Source organism: Acinetobacter lwoffii, from assembly GCF_019048525.1.
In the GTDB taxonomy this organism is placed as follows: domain Bacteria; phylum Pseudomonadota; class Gammaproteobacteria; order Pseudomonadales; family Moraxellaceae; genus Acinetobacter; species Acinetobacter lwoffii_K.
Genome location: NZ_CP077369.1, coordinates 2214264 through 2226792, shown reverse-complemented (window position 1 = coordinate 2226792; position 12529 = coordinate 2214264). Strand labels below are relative to the sequence as shown.

The following is a 12529-nucleotide window of genomic DNA, read 5'->3' as shown; positions in this document are numbered from 1 at the left end:
TGGAATCCTCATGAGTCAAATTGACAATGCTGCTGTTTCAGCACATCTCTCCCATGTGCGTATTGTCATGGTCAATACCACTTTACCTGCCAATATCGGCAGTGCCTTACGTGCCATGAAAACCATGGGCCTGTCCAAACTGGTTCTGGTGGCACCGAAAACCTATCCGCATCCGGATATTGATGCGCTGGCTGCGGGTGCAACTGACCTGATCGAGCAGATCGAGATTGTAGAAAGCCTGGAAGATGCCATTAAAGACTGTCAGATTGTATTCGGTACCAGCGCACGCAGCCGTACCATTCCCTGGCCGCTGTTAGATGTGCGTCCTGCCGCAGAAAAAGCCATGACCGCTGTTGTTCAAGAGCAGCAGGAAGTTGCGATTTTATTTGGCCGTGAAGACCGTGGTCTGACCAATGAAGAACTGGCGATGGCCAACTATCACCTGACTATTCCTGTGAATACTGATTATGGCGTACTGAATGTAGCTCAGGCGATTCAGGTGATCTGCTATGAGATGCGCATGGCGACGATGAGTCAAATTGAACAGCCACGTGATGCTAAAGCGACCATGCAAGTCATTGATGGCATTGAAATGGAATGGGATGAACCCTTGGTCAACCATGCCCAGATGGAACAATTCTATCCGCATTTGGAAAAAATGCTGGCAGAAATTGAATTTATGGATCCAAAAAATCCAAGATTATTGCCTTTACGCTTGCGTCGCCTCTTTGGACGTATACAATTAGATCGTATGGAATATCACTTACTTCGTGGTATTTTCAGCCGTGTTCAGGCATTGAACAACGGTACCTGGAAAAAATCTTCACACACATCATCACAGGACGAGGATCAAATCTAATGCTAAAACAGCTCAAAGAAGATATACAAGCTGTCTTTGCGCGCGATCCTGCAGCACGCAATACCTTAGAAGTCTTAACCACTTACCCTGGCATTCATGCGCTGATCATGCATCGCATGGCACATGAGCTATGGAATAAAGACTGTAAAGGAACTGCGCGTGCGTTGTCTTCGTTTAGCCGCTTTGCCACCGGCATTGAAATTCATCCCGGCGCAAAAATTGGCCGCCGTTTCTTTATCGATCACGGTATGGGTGTGGTCATTGGCGAAACTGCTGAAATTGGCGATGACGTGACGCTTTATCACGGCGTGACTTTGGGCGGAACGACCTGGAATAAGGGTAAACGTCATCCGACCCTAGAAGATGGCGTGGTGGTCGGTGCTGGTGCCAAGATTCTAGGGCCATTTACCGTGGGTAAAAATGCCAAAGTCGGTTCTAATGCGGTCGTCACCAAAGCGGTTCCTGAGAACGCCACAGCGGTGGGCAACCCGGCACGTTTTATCACTAAAGACAAACCCAAAGATGATGCTGAAGCCCGTCGTCGTGACTATGCCGAAAGTATCGGTTTCCAGCCCTATGCCGCGACTGAAGACCAGTCTGATCCGATTTTAGAAGGTATGCGGATTCTGCTGGATCGCATTCAGCAAAATGAAAAACGCATGAACAACTTGTGCAATCGTCTTTCTTTGTTAGATCCGACCTTTAACAAGCAGCAACAGGATGGCCAGCCTTTGAGCAAAAAAGAGTTGGAGATTCTGGAAGAAGCGCGCCGTGAATGTGAAGCGCAAACCAGCCAATCCAAAGCCTGAATATCACACTTCACTCTGTAACACGGGTTTACTTGCATGATCGTTATACTTTTCATAGACTGACGATCATGCAATTTTTGAATAGATGTTTTAAAAATAACAGAATGGATGACTATTATGACCTTTAAGCCCTTGGCACTTGCTTGCTTAGCATTCACAATTACTGCGTGTTCCACCACTCCTCAGAAATCTGCTGAGAAACCTGTGGACCAAGTGGTTTTTGTAGAGCCTGAACTGAGCCCACCATTTTATGCTTTAAATCCATTCAATTATAATGAACCGCCTGAATTTGAAGTGCATTTGAAAAAAGCTGCAGCGCAGCCTGTAACCAAGATGGTGGTGACGGATCCTAATGATCCATCCAAGCAACTGACCCTGGATGTGAATAAACTGATTATTCCAGTGGTAGATAGCAATACACGTGCAATGCGTTATGCAGCACTTGCCAATTCAAATGAAATCGATATCACCGAAATTGACGATTTCCTGCAAATGGTCGAAGGTAAGGCACGTCATTATCCACCACGTTTCAGCGATCGTCAGGAACGCCGTGGTTTTGAAGCCAAATTGCGTGAAGTCACCCGACAACTGGATACTTTAGCGGCCCGTCCAAATGCCTCTTTTGATGTGTTGATGCGTGCTTTTAAAGCCAGCGTGATGGCACGTAACCTGGATCTGGGTTCAGTTTATACCACCAATTCCCTGACCTATGCCCAGCGTATTCTCAAAATTAATCCAGAAGATCCTGAGGTCAACTTCTGGTTTGGTTTTGGTCTGTCTGAAGGCGGTGGTCAACGTGAAGCCATCGCTTATCTGGACAAAGCCATGAAAGCTGGCGTTCAGGAGGCTTATCTTTCTGCAGCCAATAACTATATTGCATTGGAACAGAAGAAAAATGCCACTCAAACCTTGGCGAACTATAAGGTGAAATATCCGCAAGAAGCTGAAGTGGCTGACCGCCTGATTCAGGAAATTGAGAAAAATGGCCGCTGGAATGTTTGGCAAATTCTGCAAAGCTCAACACCTGCTCCGGCTACAGACCCAGCAACAGCACCGGTGACCCCATAATCAAGATTCGCTTCAATTTGATTACAAATAGACTGCTACGGCGGTCTATTTTTATGGGAAAAAATTAGTAAAATACAAAACATTATCCCGCTTTATAACTTGAATTCAGTGAAAAGTTTTATGCACGAAAAAATAAATAAAAGATTAATGCTGTGCACTTTACTCATCACCAGCATACTCAGCGGCTGTCAGGTGGTCAGTGTTAAGGAACAGGCGATTAATGTCACGCTGAACAATGAGCGTGACAGTATCTTGACCCGCGACAAGCTTAGCGAAGCCAGTCTGAATGTGTTGTCCATGACAGGTCTTGAAGCTCAGATCTGTATTGATCAGCCCGAAGAATGTGTGGAAGATCTGAAAAGTATTCCCCAGATTTTAGATGAACAATTGCTTTCTACAGCAAGTGAATTATATCTAGCCAACTCCTTACAAAATGCCAAGTCTGCTGAATGTAACACCGGAATTTTAAACAAAACCCGATCACCGGAAAAACAGCAACAACACAAGCAGAACATCCAGAAATGTCTGGATCAGCAGCTCACTATGCTGGATAAAAGCATTCGTTATAGCTATGCCTATCTATTTAAAACCGAGCGTGCGCCGCAAGAGCGTATTTTTGATAACCGCCAGGTCCAGATTCGTGACTTTTATAACCTGGCAATTGCTCATCTGATTCAACGCTATGCTGAACGTTATGAAGCCAAACAGTCCGGCCAGCGCATTCAGGTCGGTGACAGTGTATACACCATTGATCTGGAAAATTTTCCGCAGCTGAAAAACCAGACCATTGAACAGCTGATGTCTACCTATAACATGAACTTTTCCGGCCTACGTTCCATCACCCGCCGTGATGGTTTTGGTTCAGAATTTTTAGTGGTTTTACCTGAAGCACAGCAAACCGAGCAGGATAAAAAATATATTGTCGATCCGCTCAAGCACAACTATCCAAATGGTAAAAATCCTAACATTCATTCAGCACGCTATCTGGCGACCACCATTACTGCTGTACCAAAATCCGCGAATTCGACTGAACAGATTTTATCTACTTCGGAGTTTCACCTGAAACTGTATGACCCTTATAAACATGAAAAGATCAAAGTAGCTTCGAAAGAATATGCGCTAGCCGCCAACTTTTCCGCACCTTACGGTTTATGGCTGGCCGAGAACAATCTGGGGCGTTTAGCCTATCTGACGCTGATTAATCGCGAAGACAGTCTGAGCATGCCGCACCTGTACATGCTGGAACCTTATAATCCGGACAAGAAAGTGCTGGTATTGATTCATGGCCTGGCCAGTAGTCCTGAAGCCTGGATTCGTCTGACCAACGACATTATGGGTGATCCGGTATTAAGAGAAAATTTCCAGGTCTGGCAGGTATTTTATTCTACTAATATGCCGATTCTGGAAAGCCGTTTTCAAATTAATGCACTGGTTCAGCAAGGCTTTGCCCAGGTCGCGAACAATGCACCAGCCAAAAAAGATGCGGTACTGGTCGGACATAGCATGGGAGGTGTGATTGCCCGTTTAATGGTCAGTCAGGCCGATATTACCCAAGATGCATTCAAGCTGGTACAAAATACCCGCATTGCACAATTTAAGGATAACCCGCTCTTTAAAGCACGCCTGCAAATGCGGCCTATTCCAAATTTCACTCGGGCCATTTTCTTAGCGACACCACATCGTGGGACAGAATATGCCGACCGCTGGCATACCAAACTGGCCCGTAAAATTATCCGTATACCGGGTGCATTTTTGGGTGCCTTTGCCGATACCCTGCAAGGCCAGATCGGGTTAAACGAGTTTGTCAAAGAACTGGGGCATGACCTGATTCAAAATGGCCCAAGCGATCTGAGTGAAAATTCAAAATTCACGGCGTTGACCCAGGATATTCAGCCTTCTAAAGATATCAAATTTCACTCGATTATCGGCAATACCGTAGATACGCAAGACACCAAGCTCATGAGCGATGATATCGTTTCATATGAGAGTGCTTACCTAAATGGTGCTGTATCTAGCAAAGTCATTAAGGGTGGCCACTCGATTCAGGAAACGCCTGAAGCCGTACTGGAATTACGCCGGATTCTCAGATTACATCTGACCGATCTTGGTCTTTATGATCCGGAATAAACTATCGTCTTGATTGAGACTTGCCACCGCATGTTCGCATCCGGTGGTTTATTTTTTAAAATTGCAAATAATGCTGAATAAGAAGCCATAGCGACAGATCTGAGCGCTGACTTAAAGATTCATCTGGAATTTCATTTCTTTCTAAAAATTAAATTTGATAGACTTGCTGCAATACAGCTTTAAAGCTGAATTGAATCAGCAGATTCATTTCACATTTTCGATCTCCTGTGCTCAACCATGTTGGATTGGCCTGATTGAAAATGTGCTTTAAATTTTCCTGCATAGCCTATTGAGCAGTATTTGCATTTATCTCTTGTTGAAAGGATTTATTTTTAATGACCAGTTCAGAAATTATGGCTGATCTTTCTACCTTAACGCCCATGATGCAGCAATACATGTCGGTGAAAATGCAGCATCCGCATTCTTTGATGTTTTATCGTATGGGTGATTTTTATGAACTGTTCTTTGAAGATGCACACAAGGCAGCCAAGATTTTAGGCATTACCCTGACCCATCGTGGTAAAGCCAATGGTCAGCCAATTCCTATGGCGGGCGTGCCTTATCATGCAGCCGAGGGCTATCTGGCACGTCTGGTCAAAAAAGGCGAAACCGTGGTGATCTGCGAGCAGATCGGCGAGGTTACTGGCAAAGGACCGGTTGAGCGTGGTGTAGTTCGAATTATTACGCCGGGCACACTGACCGATGATGCCATGCTCGGTGCACATCAGAGCTCGAATCTGGTGGCTTTATGTATTCAGCAGAATCAGATCGGCATTGCACTTCTTGATCTCAGCGCCGGCCTATTTAAAGTCCAGCAGCAGGATTATGATCTTAACCAGCTCATGATTGAACTGGCGCGTTTGATGCCAAGCGAAATTCTGCTGGATGAAAGTATCACTGATCCGACATTGACCGAACAACTCAAACAGCAACTGGATATCTCGGTCACCAAACGTCCCGATGTCGACTTCAACCTGAACAATGCGCAAAAAACCTTATGCGACCAGTTTGCTGTCAGCACGCTTTCAGGTTTCGGCATTGATCATTTACCTTTGGCTAAAGCAGCGGCTGCGGCACTGATTCACTATGCAAAAGAAACCCAGAAAACTGCGTTACCGCATATCCGCACGATTCAGCTAGAACAAAGTTCAGATTTTATTGCTTTGGATCCGGTGACACGCCGTAATCTTGAACTGATTGAGCCTTTATTTGAACATGGGACATCCTTATTTCAACTGATCAATGACTGTCAGACTGCTATGGGTGGACGCTTGCTCAGTCGCACCCTGATGCAACCTTTACGCGATACCGCGCTGCTGGATGAGCGCCTGGATGCCATTCAAGCCTTGCTGCAAGGTTTCCACGAAGCACCTGTACGTCTGGTGCTTAAAGAGATTAGCGATATTGAACGCGTGCTGAGCCGTATTGCGCTTGGCAGTGCCCGCCCACGTGATCTGGTACAACTGCGTCAGGCCTGTGCGCAAATTCCATTTTTACGTCATGCCCTGCAACCGATTGTGAGTCAGCAACAGTCCACGCTCTTGGTGCAGCTCAATGAAGAACTCGGCGACTTCCATGGTTTGCATCAACGCCTGATGTCAGCCATTGTAGAAAATCCACCCGTCCTGCTGCGTGATGGTAATGTCATTGCAGAAGGTTTTGACAGTGAACTGGATGAACTGCGTCAGATTCGTGATCATGCCAGCCAGTTCCTGATTGATCTGGAAATCAAAGAGCGTGAACAAAGCGGCATTCCGGGACTGAAAATCGGCTATAACCGTGTTAGTGGCTATTATATTGAGTTAACCCGAGCACAAGCCGAACAGGCACCCGAGCATTATATCCGCAGGCAAACCCTGAAAAATGCCGAACGCTACATCACGCCTGAACTGAAAGCATTTGAAGACAAAGTCTTATCTAGCGAATCGCGTGCCTTGGCCCGTGAAAAAATGCTGTTTGAAATGCTGCTGGATGAACTGCGTCAGGATATCGGCAGTTTACAGATGATGAGCAGCGCCATTGCCCAGATTGATCTGATTGCTAATTTTGCCCATCAGGCGCGTTTACGCAACTGGTCGCGTCCAAAATTTAGCCCTGAAATCGGTGTAAGTATCACTGCTGGACGACATCCAGTGGTAGAAGCCCTCAGTAAATCGGCCTTTACTCCGAACGATACGCGACTGGATTTTTCCCATCGCATGGCCATCATTACCGGCCCCAACATGGGTGGTAAATCCACCTTTATGCGCCAGACTGCATTGATCGTGTTGCTGGCTTATTGTGGTGCCTATGTTCCAGCGCAAGCTGCAACTTTAGGTCCGGTTGACCGTGTCTTTACCCGTATTGGTTCTGCCGATGATTTATCGACCGGCAAATCAACCTTTATGGTGGAAATGACCGAAACCTCGCAAATCCTGCATCATGCCACCAGCCAGTCTTTGGTACTCATGGATGAAGTTGGCCGTGGAACCAGTACCTATGATGGCTTGTCTTTGGCTTGGGCCTGTGTGCTGGATCTGACCAAACGCATTCAATGTTTATGTCTATTTGCTACCCATTATTTCGAACTGACTGAACTGGATAAGGAAAGTGGCATTAATAACTACCATGTCACGGCCAAAGAGCTGAATGGTAATCTGATTTTATTGCATAAGGTGCAACATGGCCCGGCCAGTCAAAGTCATGGCTTGCAAGTCGCGAAATTGGCAGGCATTCCGGCTGCGGTGATTAAAGAAGCGCAAAACCGCTTAAAGATTCTGGAAAAACAGCATCAGGCCAAGCCACTGAGCCCGCAGCATGATCTGTTTGCAATGCCTGAAGTTATGGAGCCTATAGAACGTATCATCGAAATTGAAAAAGAATCGCCTGCACTGGACTTACTCGAAGATATTGATGTAGATAGTTTAACTCCGCGTGAAGCCTTGCAGCAGTTATATGCGCTCAAAGACCTGATCAAACAGCCAAGTTAATTCTCGGTCCTAGACCTCATCTGGCATAGGGTCGATGTCCTGAACATACCGATGAATGCTGTAATTCATCGGTATGCGACCTTTTTTCAAATTTAACAGCCCTATATATAACAAATATCAATAAAAGGAATTGTTAGTTCCCCCTGTTTTTGCCTAAAATACAGCATTCGTAATTAGAACCATATTTTTTAGGTAGCTGTCGCCATGACCTTCGTTGTCACTGAAAATTGTATTAAATGTAAATATCAAGACTGTGTTGAAGTTTGCCCTGTAGACTGTTTCTATGAAGGTCCTAACTTCCTTGTGATTAACCCGGACGAATGTATCGACTGTGCGTTATGCGAACCTGAATGCCCGGCAAATGCAATTTTCTCTGAAGACGAATTACCAGAAGGTCAGGAAGTCTTTATTGAACTGAATGCTGACCTGTCACAAAAATGGCCAAATATCACACAAATTGGTGACCAGCCAGCAGACCGTGAAGAATGGAATGGCAAAGCAGACAAATTACAATACCTTGAAAAGTAATTAGTTTAAACTTTAAAAGATCAGCAAATGCTGATCTTTTTTATACTCAACGCACACATTTCATTGCAATATTCTCCAAATTTCTCCCTATATTTAGTCTAAAATAGCGCTATTTTGTAAATATCTGATTTCTATAAATGAAGAACTTGTTAAAGGGATTATTGAGTCTTTGTATAATTCCTCTTGTTTTTGTGGGCTGTACCACGACCACAAAACAACCTGGACAGGCCACCACACCTGCTGGAAAACGGATTTACATTCCACAAGAACGTGTTCAATACGATCGTAAAGCCCACCCAAAAACTGTGCCTTATGTGTATACCCACTGGGTATCGGCACTGGATAATTTGTCACGCGTGCGTGAATATGAGGTTTTTCTGGAACGTCATGGGGTTGGCAATATCATTCCGAGTTTCGAATTGATGCGTACTGCACGTGATTGGGCCAAGTGTGGCCGTTCCCAATACATGATTCCAAGCCGTGAATTATGGGCCAATCAGATCCCAACTTTAAAAGTCTTTAAATATCTGGTTGCAGCCAATGTACTGACTGATTTTGAAGTCACATCAGTCTATCGTGACCTGCCTTTGAACCAGTGTGCCGGTGGTGCCAATTCTTCACGCCATCTTTACAACTCTGCGATCGATTTCCGGATTGGGCCTGAATATCCTCAGGCACAAGATTATAGCTATATTGAAAATACCAAGTTCAAATTGTGTCAGTTCTGGGTCCAGCATGGTCAAAGCCTAAATATGGGACTCGGCATGTATGCTTCTGGCCAAATCCACATCGATACCCAAGGTTATCGTACTTGGGGACCGAATTTAGGCCGTAATTCTTCGATGTGTAATTACTAAGTCATGACAACCGCTCTACAAAGTTCATCCAGGACTTTTTAGAGCCTAAAAAATCAGCACCTATAGAACAATAAATTGCGCTCTGCCGCGAAAAGTTTAAAATGCACGCATCGCAATCGAGGTGCTAAGACTATGCAACAAATGTGGACAGACATTGATCACTACATTGATTCACATTTAATTCCTGAAGACCCCATTCTGAATCAAACTCTTGAGAATACCGCAGCGCACGGTTTTCCTGATCATCTGGCTGTAGCACCAAATCAAGGCATGTTGTTGCAGATGCTAATCCAGATGAACCAGTGTAAACGTGTACTGGAACTCGGCACATTTGCAGCATATAGCACCATGTGGCTGGCACGTGCCTTGCCTGATGATGGCTATATCCTGACGATTGAAGGACGTGATACCCATGCGGCAATGGGTCAGGAAAATATTGATCGCGCGCAGCTTAAACAGACCGTCGAACTGAAATGCGGCCGTGCAGCAGATGTGCTTAAAGCCCTGCCTGAAGATACGGAAGCTTTCGATTTCATCTTTATTGATGCAGACAAACAGAGTTATCCGGAATATCTGGAACTCAGTTTAAACCTGTCGCACTCAGGTACACTTATTTTTCTGGACAATGTGATTCGTGCTGGCGAAATCATTAACCCGGACAATAATAAACCAAGTATTGAAGGCATTCGTGACATGTTTAAAGCGCTTCAAAATCATCCACGTATCTTGTCATGCACTGCTTTACAAACGGTTGGCAGCAAAGGACATGATGGTTTTGCACTCGCGATTGTGAAATAAAACAAGAAGAACAAAAATCACCCAATGACATATTTACCATAAATAACATTAACTTATAAATATTAACCACAGAGTTATCCACAATATATGAGGATAACTCTGGTCATTTTTAAATCAAGCTGTAACAATTTACGATTAGACTTCGCGCTTGGCTATTATATGCAATTCTCACTTCGCAACCAGTAAAGGCACTTTTGAATTCCGGAAAATCGTGGTCGCAATACTGCCCAAAAAGAACTGGTGAATTTTACTGTGACTAAATGCACCCAACACGATCAGCTGAATTCCGAGTTCCTGCTGATAGGTCAAAATATTTTCTGCGACATCGCCATAGCGGTATTGTGGCACCACATCTAAACCAGCCTGATTTAAATATTGCAAAGGCTCATTCAGAATCTCAGCATGATCACCGATATATAACAAATGGCATTGCAATAAGCGCAGCAGATCACTTTCCGCAATCCGTTTCATCATCTTGATACAGGTCGGTGAATATTCATAGGCGAAAATAAATCGTGTCGGCGGCTTAAACTGTTCTCCGACCGTCATCACGGTACAATTGGCCCCACGAATAAAATTTTCCACATTGGTACCGATCGGTTTGTTTTTTTCAGCCGAGCGTTCACCAAGCAATCCAATCACCGCGATATCATCAGGCTGCAGGATCTGGAAGCTTTGCTCCAGAAAATCACCCTTTTCCTGAATATGTGTGGTTTGAATACCGTGTTCTGCCAGAATCCGCTCGGAAATGTGTTGCAGCAGGTTATTGCTATAATCCAGCGCAATTTCACTTTGTTTTTGTTCAAGCTCAGCCAGTTCTTTCAGTAACATGGCATTACTTTCAAAGCCAATCACTCCGCTGATTTCCCCCAGATGATAACTGGCCGGGTAATAATCCAAAACCTGTAACAGGACCAGTTCACGGCCAGTCTGTTTGGCAATCCATGCCGCCGCGTCAGCCAGCGCGTTTATACATGGTGATGAGTCGATGCAGGCGATGACACGTTTCATGTTTAGCCTCTCTTCTATTTATGATAAAAATTTCTTAGTTATTTTTAACTTAGCATAAGCATTCAAAAATGTGCAGCGAAATCTGTAAGGCTTGACTTGAAATATGTTAACTTTTATGTGAACAAATATAGATCAATATATCGAACCATCTGCTGAGTCAGGCTGTTGCATCAAGCACTTGACTTCCAAAAGCTTATTCACGATAGCGAATGAATTGGGCCGGATTACCGGCGACAATCGCACGCTTCTCGACATCCTTGGTCACCATACTGTTCATTCCCACCACGGCCTGATCTGCGATTTTAATTCCGTCCTTGATACCGACATGCGCACCGAGCCACACATCCCGACCAATCTCGATGCCTTGCGAACGTACTGGCTGCTGATAAATCGGCTGCTCCAAATCCATGCCATGATCAAAGGCATAAAGATGACAATAAGCGGCGATACGCACCTGATCATGCAGTTTAATCCCCACCCGACCGCCATCCAGAATACAGTGATGATTAATCGCCACTTCATTACCAATGTCCAGAGGGCCATGCAAGGTGCAATCTGCGGCAATAAAGGTATTATCACCAATAATGATTTTGCGTCCCGGCTCCGCGAAAATATGTGCAAGAGGTGAAATAAAACAGTTTTCACCAATCTCGACGGTTTCCATCTCCATCAGATAAGCCTGATAGTCCTTTTGCCACGCTTCTGCCCAACCGCGATTTTTAGGCTTTAAGGACCAGTACAGCCAAGGCATATAATTCAGGCGATGTTTATGCTGCTCACGATATTTCAGTAATGGATCTACGTCAGTCATCTGTCGCTTCTTCTATGATTTTGAGCTGTTCCCGGCCACGGGTCACATCTTGAATTTTTAGGGCAAAAGGTTGAATTTGATGTAACTGAAATAAGGCTCTGACCTGTACTCCTTCAGCTGTATATTCTTCCTGATAGTCAATCTGTTGCTGGTTCAACTCATATTGAAAGATGGCCCACTCATTGAATTGACAGGAAAATTGCACCTTTTTCTTTTCAATCAGTTCAATTTTTTCTGCTAACAACAAACATTGTCCAGCACAGCCGCCATAGGCACGTACCAAGCCCCCTGTTCCCAGCTTGATCCCGCCATACCAGCGATTGACCAGCACCAGCACATTGGTCAGCTCATTGCCTTCAATGGTTGCCAGAATCGGGCGTCCTGCAGTACCTGAAGGTTCACCATCATCATTAAAGCGTACCTGATGGCCAATTTTCCAGGCCCAGCATTGATGGGTGGTACTTGGATCGCGATAAGCCTCCAGAAAATCTTTGACGTCCTGCTCATTTTCAACAGGTGTGGCAAAGGCCTGAAAGCGGCTTTTTTTGATGTCTTCCTCAAAACTGACCAGGCTGGCAATGGTAAATGGCATAACTTCAGGCTTTAAACTCTCACTGCTGCAGTATACCCGCTTTGCACAGACAAATAAAAAGCCTCTCCACGGAGATAATGCCAGTCAGTTAAGCAGACAT

General features: G+C 44.9%; 11 protein-coding genes. 8 read left to right on the top strand and 3 right to left on the bottom strand.

Features of this window, described 5'->3' with window-relative positions; all coding sequences use genetic code 11:
* Positions 1 to 10 precede the first annotated feature (10 nt).
* From I6L24_RS10480 to I6L24_RS10445, 8 genes are all read left to right on the top strand, one after another.
* A complete protein-coding gene (locus tag I6L24_RS10480; protein WP_005263088.1) occupies positions 11 to 859 on the top strand; it encodes an RNA methyltransferase in 849 nt (282 codons plus the stop codon).
* Positions 835 to 1668, top strand: a complete 834-nt coding sequence (cysE, locus tag I6L24_RS10475; protein ID WP_228127940.1) for a serine O-acetyltransferase — start codon at positions 835 to 837, stop codon at positions 1666 to 1668. The genes I6L24_RS10480 and cysE overlap by 25 nt, the downstream gene beginning before the upstream one ends.
* A 117-nt stretch (positions 1669 to 1785) precedes the next feature.
* A complete protein-coding gene (locus tag I6L24_RS10470; RefSeq protein WP_005263089.1) occupies positions 1786 to 2736 on the top strand; it encodes an ABUW_2363 family tetratricopeptide repeat lipoprotein in 951 nt (316 codons plus the stop codon).
* A 120-nt stretch (positions 2737 to 2856) separates the two neighbouring features.
* Positions 2857 to 4863 (top strand): esterase/lipase family protein, encoded by a 2007-nt coding sequence (locus I6L24_RS10465; RefSeq protein ID WP_034436086.1) that lies wholly within the window; start codon positions 2857 to 2859, stop codon positions 4861 to 4863.
* A 335-nt stretch (positions 4864 to 5198) separates the two neighbouring features.
* Positions 5199 to 7832, top strand: coding sequence for a DNA mismatch repair protein MutS (gene mutS / locus I6L24_RS10460; RefSeq protein WP_005251491.1), 2634 nt, complete (start codon positions 5199 to 5201; stop codon positions 7830 to 7832).
* A gap of 204 nt (positions 7833 to 8036) precedes the next feature.
* Positions 8037 to 8360 carry a ferredoxin FdxA gene (fdxA, locus tag I6L24_RS10455; RefSeq protein WP_004279936.1) on the top strand — a complete coding sequence of 108 codons (324 nt, stop codon included), beginning with the start codon at positions 8037 to 8039 and terminating at the stop codon, positions 8358 to 8360.
* Between the two features lie 137 nt (positions 8361 to 8497).
* Complete coding sequence (locus tag I6L24_RS10450; RefSeq protein ID WP_216985962.1) at positions 8498 to 9217, top strand: D-Ala-D-Ala carboxypeptidase family metallohydrolase; 720 nt, start codon at positions 8498 to 8500, stop codon at positions 9215 to 9217.
* A gap of 132 nt (positions 9218 to 9349) precedes the next feature.
* Positions 9350 to 10015, top strand: a complete 666-nt coding sequence (locus tag I6L24_RS10445; protein ID WP_004729865.1) for an O-methyltransferase — start codon at positions 9350 to 9352, stop codon at positions 10013 to 10015.
* 168 nt (positions 10016 to 10183) lie between these two features.
* On the opposite strand, the gene I6L24_RS10440 is transcribed toward I6L24_RS10445, so the two are convergent.
* The 3 genes from I6L24_RS10440 to I6L24_RS10430 all read right to left on the bottom strand — a co-directional run bounded on the left by I6L24_RS10440 (position 10184) and on the right by I6L24_RS10430 (position 12429).
* Positions 10184 to 11026: a universal stress protein gene (locus tag I6L24_RS10440; RefSeq protein ID WP_004279943.1), complete on the bottom strand. Its 843-nt coding sequence runs from the start codon at positions 11024 to 11026 to the stop codon at positions 10184 to 10186.
* Between the two features lie 193 nt (positions 11027 to 11219).
* Positions 11220 to 11837, bottom strand: coding sequence for an acyltransferase (locus I6L24_RS10435; RefSeq protein WP_005263090.1), 618 nt, complete (start codon positions 11835 to 11837; stop codon positions 11220 to 11222).
* Positions 11830 to 12429, bottom strand: coding sequence for an IMPACT family protein (locus I6L24_RS10430; protein ID WP_005263092.1), 600 nt, complete (start codon positions 12427 to 12429; stop codon positions 11830 to 11832). The genes I6L24_RS10435 and I6L24_RS10430 overlap by 8 nt, the downstream gene beginning before the upstream one ends.
* Between the last annotated feature and the right edge of the window lie 100 nt (positions 12430 to 12529).

Coding starts and splice junctions, on each gene's coding strand:
- I6L24_RS10480 (WP_005263088.1), top strand. CDS start 11: ATGAGTCAAATTGACAATGCTGCTGTTTCAGCACATCTCTCCCATGTG.
- I6L24_RS10470 (WP_005263089.1), top strand. CDS start 1,786: ATGACCTTTAAGCCCTTGGCACTTGCTTGCTTAGCATTCACAATTACT.
- I6L24_RS10465 (WP_034436086.1), top strand. CDS start 2,857: ATGCACGAAAAAATAAATAAAAGATTAATGCTGTGCACTTTACTCATC.
- mutS (WP_005251491.1), top strand. CDS start 5,199: ATGACCAGTTCAGAAATTATGGCTGATCTTTCTACCTTAACGCCCATG.
- fdxA (WP_004279936.1), top strand. CDS start 8,037: ATGACCTTCGTTGTCACTGAAAATTGTATTAAATGTAAATATCAAGAC.
- I6L24_RS10450 (WP_216985962.1), top strand. CDS start 8,498: ATGAAGAACTTGTTAAAGGGATTATTGAGTCTTTGTATAATTCCTCTT.
- I6L24_RS10445 (WP_004729865.1), top strand. CDS start 9,350: ATGCAACAAATGTGGACAGACATTGATCACTACATTGATTCACATTTA.
- I6L24_RS10440 (WP_004279943.1), bottom strand. CDS start 11,026: ATGAAACGTGTCATCGCCTGCATCGACTCATCACCATGTATAAACGCG.
- I6L24_RS10435 (WP_005263090.1), bottom strand. CDS start 11,837: ATGACTGACGTAGATCCATTACTGAAATATCGTGAGCAGCATAAACAT.
- I6L24_RS10430 (WP_005263092.1), bottom strand. CDS start 12,429: ATGCCATTTACCATTGCCAGCCTGGTCAGTTTTGAGGAAGACATCAAA.